Genomic DNA, 6,476 nt, shown 5'->3' on the forward strand with positions numbered 1-6,476 from the left:
AATGAAAGGAGGAATAAGTAAATGCCATTTTTTGGATTTGGACGAAGAGACATGTTTTTTCGTGACGGCTTTAGAAGAAGACGGTTTTTTCCCATTGAAATTGAAATTGAATTAGAGAGAAGAAGACGTTTTGAATTCGAAAGAAGACGACGCAGATTCTTTTAAGCACAAGATTTAAACAGTGTTTCCATGGGTCTACGTAAAAGAAAAGTTGTCATAAGCAGCTGTTCTTATTGAACAAATTGAAAGTTATTAAACATAAGGCGTTTTTTCTTTAAGATTAGGCTGCTATAATTGGCGGCTTTTTTTTATTAAACTAACGGCATTCTTCACTTTTCTTCACTAAATTCGCACTGCTTTTCTGGAAAATACACAGTATCTGGACTGGCTACTTCGGGGCTCACAGGCCTCTTTGGAGTATGGCGTTTTCATATTGATACTTAAGCATTAAGGAAGTTGAAGAAGCATAAAGCCTCTCTCGTATGAGAAGGGCTTTCTTTTTTTTGGAACTAGCGCAGCAGGTTAATTGAAGTAAAAAATATAAATTATGGTGCAGGATTCTAAAACTATCAGATTTTAGTAATTGGAGAAGTTATTTTGAAGGTTGCTACTTAAACGGATGTTTTTCTTTAAGAACGGGCTGCCATATTGTGGGCTTTTTCTTATCCAATTAACGGGGTTAGCCTAACAAACCAAATTAAAAAGTCGTTTCCTTAGCGTTTAGGAATTCGACTTTTTTTAGGCAGAATTTGCTTAGCGTATAATATCCGCGTTTTGTCGGTAGGCCCCCATTATGAAATCATCCCCTCAAATAGTTTGAAAATGCTTATACTGATATTACTCATCAATGACTCGCTAAACGTTTTTCAAAATCCGCCTTAAACAACAGAATAGCATCAATATTTACAGCAAAATCGTGGTCACTGATATTAAAATTAGTTATAAACTCGTCAGATCTCTCACGAACCATAATTGTCGGACGGATATTGTCTCCAATAGCGTCCTTGGTTACAGCACTTCCATAGAAATACCAGTTAGTTTGAGTAGGCGCATTTGCTGCATTCTTAGATAAGTCATTTTTTATTAATTCGCATAATTGATCCATAAAATCTTCATTAAGCTTAATGGTTTTTCCATGGTGACCATCAACAGATATATCAGCATATCCATACCAAATATTCCTGCTTGTAAGCTTTCCGTCTTTTGAAGTGTATGTTTCATCAAACAAAATCTTCATTTCATACCCTCCGTTAGTATAAAATTTCTTCACACTATTATACACCAATTAGAAAATGTAAAATAGCTTGCTGTTAGTCTCACTATACTTGTAAGAGTTAGGCAAGCTAACTTCATGGTAGGGTTCCTCCTAAAGTTGTGAGTTAGAGTGGTGTCTATACTCATATCTTACTGAGGGGCTTTATTTTTTTCAAACCTGATATTTAACGATCTACAGGAATGCTATCGTATCTGACGTAATCTGCTTTAGGAGACAAGGTCATCTCACCGTCTGGTAAACGAGGGCTATGGCTCCAGAATCAAATGTCTTGTTTTCGATAAGTTTAAGATTGATCTTCTCCTTGTGACCTTGGAATAACGGCAACCCGCTGCCGATCAGGACGGGAGAAACCGTAATTTTATACTCATCTATTAAATCAAGCTGCATAAGGTAGTGTGCTAACCTAGGACTACCGAGGATGACCATATCCTTGCCTGGCTGCTGTTTGAGGTTCTTGATCTCTTCCTCGACATCTTCTTTCACCAGTCTGGAATTGTTCCATTCGACTTTCTCCAGCGTCGTGGAAAAAACGATTTTGGCTGTCTTTTCGATCCACTCGGCATGATTCCGTTCATGCTGCGAAGCTGAGGGGTTCGAAGGAACAGATGTCCAGTAACTGTGCATCATCTGAAAAGTCCCACGTCCCCATATGACAGTGTCGGCAGTACTCAGAATTTCTTTCGCGTGTTTCTCCAAGTCAGCATCGTAGGAAACCCAGCCGATGTCCATTTCACCGTTCGGACCTTCTACAAAACCGTCAAGCGATGCGTGCAAAAATAGAACGAGTTTTCTCATTTTTAGTTCTCCTTTGTTCATGAGGGATATTTTTTTCATACTTCTTTACTTACCTCCAATGTAAGTATAACCAATTTTTTATAAATTTGGGTAAAAAAGTTCTATAAGTTACACTAATTAAAATAAAAAACAGGCAATGCCTGTTTTATGCTTTTGTCCAATATTCCAGACTGTTCGATTTCATACTAACGCTTTCTTCATTTCAAGGAGTGCAGCAGTATCGTCTTTTTGCCATAAAAAAAGAATATCTATAGATACTTATAAACAAAGATAAATGGCGCACCATTCGAAGGTTTTGTATCTGATACTGTATATAAAAAGCAATTTAGTATAATAAGATACCTTCCGTCTGTTTAATTGAGTGCCATCTCATGTTATAATGAGTAACTTAGGATAATTACTACTTTTACTTACAATTGAACGGATGCCAAGAAAAGCCTCCGCAAGCGATAAAATATGGAGGTGTAAGAGAATGAATAAACGATGGACAATTGGTAAAATTAAAGAATTTGTTGAGAGCAATTCGGAAAGTAAGTTGCTAACGACGGAATATAACGGTTTTTCTCAAAAGCTACTATTTAAATGCGCATGTGGTAGCAACTTTGAAAAAACATTAACGAAATTTAAAAATAATAACCAACGTAAATGTGACGTGTGCCAACCGCCAAAAGCAGCACGATAAAGTATAGGGAATAAACGAAGTGCCAATTTCTATTAAAGAGAAGTTGGCACTATTTTTATTTTATATGGGATAAAAGTGGAGGTTTAGTCGAATATTCCATCTTAAACTAAACATCCAGACCAATGACTGGATTCATGATCAAATCTCCTCCTCTGAAAAACAACAATTGTCGGTATCCCCTAAGGCTTCTTGTAATGTCTACATAGGCAGGTTAGCTTAAGAAGGAATTTTCACATTTTTACTTGAATATATCTTAGCAAAAGACTATAGATGGACGGCTGTTTATGGCATTAGTTTTAATCTATACTGTTGGTAGGCTAAACCACCCTATATCTCTGAATTTTTTCAAGTGGGAGATGAAGTATATCGTAAGGCAACTAAAACAGGACTTATTGAGGTGTTTTCACCTGAAGGAGTTCCTTTCCCTTATTCAAGTAAAGGTCAAGATTGTTTAATAAAATATATGGATTTATGTAGAATTTCCCAAAAGATGGGAGGGAATTTAAATAAAAAAATGTATTCTTCTAATGCTATTTTGTTTTCCCTTTTTCTTATCTGCTTGTTCCCAAGGTAAAGAAGATACACAGGAATATTCAGGGATTATTGGTGATGGAAAAACTTTGGGTTATAAGTACACCGTTACAAAAGAACAAAATAAATTTTATTGGAAGGTTGGCTACAAAGGAGATATATCTATTATCGAAGAGAGATCTGCTAATGAAGACGATTTAGTAAATTATATGAATGCTGTAAATGATAGTAAATTGGTATTAGCAAAACTAATTTTATCGATATCATACTTTTTAATTGTTATTATGACAACGCTTATCCTTTATAAGAAAAATAGAAAAATGCTTAAAGATGGCGTTGTAACTATAACTATATTAGCAGGTATTGCAATATATATAGCCTTCAAAGCATCATTTGATTTAAGTAGTTTATTACAAGATGCAAAATCATACTATTTGATACTAACTAATTAAAGTAACGGGTGCTTTCGTATTATAAGGTCAGTTTACTTCAATAGTGGTGAATTAATTGGCTAAGTCACCGTTCGGCCAACTTGGTTATAATTGATCATCCTTAAAAGTATCGATAAAGCCCTTGCACACTTGGGAAGATGACATTTCCGATAACAGCGACCACTACGCTGTAATGATCGCAACACTTGAACATTCACAAACAATATTTGGCTCGAAGCAGGTGTTATTGAAATTTTTGTGTAGTAACCGTATTTTACAATTTCAAAAAATGGGTTTAGTAAAAATAAAAACTGTTTTGATTATCGGATTAAGATGGATGCCTTGTTGTTAAAAGTTTTGTTCGCTGCGTATTTTCTTGATTAATGCCCGGCAGCCCGTTGAAACAAGACGATAGGTTTCATCAAAATCACCTGTGAAAAATGGATCAGGGACATCTTTCCTGTATTTGGTCAGGTCGAGCAGCCTAATGATCTTTGGATGATTTGGCTTGCCGGTTATCCTATAAATATTTTTTATGTTGCTTTCGTCCATACCGATAATATAGTCGGACTTCCAAATGTCTTCTTTCTTTAGTTGGCGACCAACAAGCCCAGCAGAAGAGATATTGTATTTCTTTAGAATATCAAGAGTTCCCTCGTGCGGAGGGAAGCCGATTTGCCATGAACTGGTTGCAGCGGAATCAACTGCAATTTTGTTAGTCAAATTTTCCTTTTTGACTAAGTCGCGAAACAAAGCTTCAGCCATCGGTGAACGGCAAATATTCCCCAGACATACAAATAAAACGTGGATCATGTACTTAACCCCTTTTAATTTATCTTATTTTTCTATTTAAACAGATTTACAAAATATGGATTAGACAGATGTGTTGTTTTTCACACCACCAGCGATTATTGGCGGGAACCCTGCAAAAGAAGTAAATAAGCGTTTTTCAGATGAGGAAATTGCGAAGTTAAAAGAGATACGTTGGTTTGATTGGAAAAGAGAGTCTATTGAAGCAGCCACTCACTTACTAACTAGTTCTTCTATTGATGAGTTATATGAGTACTATTTACGAGAAATTAAGGAATGAGATCCTATAAATATAAAGCTAGGTAGAATATTCTGCCTAGCTTTTTACTATTACGGTGATCATAAGATACTTACCAAGATATTCTGTTAGGTTCCAGTTGATTCGGATTTTGTGAAAAACGGTAGTATGTAACTCGTTTTTTGTTATTTGCTTGATGGGCATGGGGTTTACCATCTTACAGAGTTTGAAGACAACTCGGACATCACTGTTACTGTGGTTGCTGACCATCGTACTGCTTTTTCTTCATTCTTGTGCCCAGTATGATGAGGGCGACATAGATTACGATGGCAAAAGAATCTATAAGCGTATCCGTAAGCCCCGATACGTCAAGCAATGCCGTTACACCAAGAATAACCATCAGTCGGACGATCAGGATCGCCGCGATCAACCATGCTGCAAACCGGATCTTTGATCGCTCGGTTTGGAATGACATGAGAATGAAAGCGATGCCGAAGATCAGATTTTCCGCCGTGATGATGTGCCAGACATACGTGAATACTGTCCGGGTACCCACGGATATCTCCTCAATGTTGAGCGTCGGTAGCACAGCAGATTGCCCGTTCCATGCGTGCGTGACGGCAAACAGCATCGCAAGGATGCCTGTAATCAGATAATAAAAATTCCTAACCTTGATGTTCATCACAACCTTCTTTTGAAATTCCCGGTTCCTTCTTTTTCTTTTTTGTTTACCTCTTTATTTATTTTCAATATATTTTCTTAAAGTGATTTTATTCACTTTAAGAAAATAAAGAACGTTACTTTAAATAAAGTCGCTCATTTCCGTGACCTTGTCATTTTATGCCACAAACGGGGGCTATCCTACAACAAGGAAAAACGCTCTTTTTTAATTTATGGCCAGATTGTGGTGCAACACAGTTATGGTATGATGCTACGATTAGGAAGATATTGTAAAGAAATGTACTAAAAGTAATGGGAGCTTTACTATTATAAGGAGTAAAGCCTTTTTCTTATTCAAGTAACATAATAACTGTATGCTATAAAAACTAAGAATCTTATTATATAGGCAATGACATGAATGTATGCTTTTTTTCATACATTAATTTGAGAGGTGATGAAATGCCAAGAGTAAGGGCTAGAAGTCATGAAGTAGATGAAATGGCAAGAATGATGAGAGCAGAAGCAGAAGGCGAAGGAAAGCAAGGAATGTTATATGTTGGAAATGTTATAATAAATCGTGTTGTAGCACAATGCTTAGATTTCAAAGGTGTAACCACTGTTCATGATGCAATATTTCAAGTACAAGGAGGAAATTTTTCTTTTGAAGCAGTGCAAAAAGGGAATGTATTTTATCAAAGATCAAGAACTTCTGAAAAAAGATTAGCACAACAAAATATAAATGGTTGGAGAGATCATCCTGCGAAATTTGCTCTTTGGTATTTTAATCCAACGGCGCCAGGGTGTCCTCCTACATGGTACGATCAACCTCATACTGGTGCATTTAAAGAACATTGTTTTTATGAACCAAAACCTGGAACATGTGATAGTGTTTATAGAGGTTAAGCTTACTCTTTGAGTAAGCTTTTTTACATAATTAGAATATCTACACAAAATAAAATAAAACTTTCATTAATAGTTTTTTTCCAAGAAAGCAAGATTGTGAAATGTTGTACTTAAACTATCGGGTGCGATGCTTGTGCGAAATGTTTCTAA

9 protein-coding genes are annotated in these 6,476 nt (G+C 36.1%); 5 read left to right on the top strand and 4 right to left on the bottom strand.

Annotated features, from left to right (window positions below):
• Nucleotides 1–21 precede the first annotated feature (21 nt).
• Complete coding sequence (locus BABA_RS27295; RefSeq protein ID WP_157273164.1) at nucleotides 22–165, top strand: hypothetical protein; 144 nt, start codon at nucleotides 22–24, stop codon at nucleotides 163–165.
• Nucleotides 166–844: 679 nt separating this feature from the next.
• Here BABA_RS27295 and BABA_RS10585 read toward each other — a convergent pair.
• Both BABA_RS10585 and BABA_RS10590 read right to left on the bottom strand, forming a co-directional pair.
• A complete protein-coding gene (locus BABA_RS10585) occupies nucleotides 845–1,237 on the bottom strand; it encodes a hypothetical protein (RefSeq protein ID WP_007085177.1) in 393 nt (130 codons plus the stop codon).
• A 258-nt stretch (nucleotides 1,238–1,495) separates the two neighbouring features.
• Nucleotides 1,496–2,071: a dihydrofolate reductase family protein gene (locus BABA_RS10590; RefSeq protein WP_040345950.1), complete on the bottom strand. Its 576-nt coding sequence runs from the start codon at nucleotides 2,069–2,071 to the stop codon at nucleotides 1,496–1,498.
• Between the two features lie 472 nt (nucleotides 2,072–2,543).
• Between BABA_RS10590 and BABA_RS10595 the strand changes: the two genes are divergently transcribed.
• Both BABA_RS10595 and BABA_RS10600 read left to right on the top strand, forming a co-directional pair.
• Nucleotides 2,544–2,753: a hypothetical protein gene (locus BABA_RS10595; RefSeq protein WP_007085179.1), complete on the top strand. Its 210-nt coding sequence runs from the start codon at nucleotides 2,544–2,546 to the stop codon at nucleotides 2,751–2,753.
• Between the two features lie 527 nt (nucleotides 2,754–3,280).
• Nucleotides 3,281–3,736, top strand: a complete 456-nt coding sequence (locus tag BABA_RS10600; RefSeq protein ID WP_007085180.1) for a hypothetical protein — start codon at nucleotides 3,281–3,283, stop codon at nucleotides 3,734–3,736.
• Between the two features lie 327 nt (nucleotides 3,737–4,063).
• On the opposite strand, the gene BABA_RS10605 is transcribed toward BABA_RS10600, so the two are convergent.
• On the bottom strand, nucleotides 4,064–4,528 hold the full coding sequence (locus BABA_RS10605) for a low molecular weight protein-tyrosine-phosphatase (RefSeq protein WP_007085181.1): 465 nt from the start codon (nucleotides 4,526–4,528) through the stop codon (nucleotides 4,064–4,066).
• Between the two features lie 70 nt (nucleotides 4,529–4,598).
• Here BABA_RS10605 and BABA_RS10610 point away from each other — a divergent pair, with 70 nt between their 5' ends.
• Nucleotides 4,599–4,805 (top strand): LbetaH domain-containing protein, encoded by a 207-nt coding sequence (locus tag BABA_RS10610; protein WP_007085182.1) that lies wholly within the window; start codon nucleotides 4,599–4,601, stop codon nucleotides 4,803–4,805.
• A 208-nt stretch (nucleotides 4,806–5,013) separates the two neighbouring features.
• Here the strand turns inward: BABA_RS10610 and BABA_RS10615 are convergent, their stop codons facing one another.
• The gene (locus tag BABA_RS10615; RefSeq protein ID WP_007085183.1) at nucleotides 5,014–5,445 is read right to left on the bottom strand and encodes a hypothetical protein; all 432 of its coding nucleotides are present in this window, start codon (nucleotides 5,443–5,445) and stop codon (nucleotides 5,014–5,016) included.
• Nucleotides 5,446–5,882: 437 nt separating this feature from the next.
• On the opposite strand from BABA_RS10615, the gene BABA_RS10620 reads away from it, so the two are divergent.
• Entirely contained in the window at nucleotides 5,883–6,326 is a 444-nt protein-coding gene (locus BABA_RS10620; protein ID WP_007085184.1) for a cell wall hydrolase, read from the top strand.
• The last annotated feature ends 150 nt before the right edge of the window (nucleotides 6,327–6,476 follow it).

It is taken from the genome of Neobacillus bataviensis LMG 21833 (assembly GCF_000307875.1).
Lineage (GTDB): Bacteria > Bacillota > Bacilli > Bacillales > Cytobacillaceae > Neobacillus > Neobacillus bataviensis.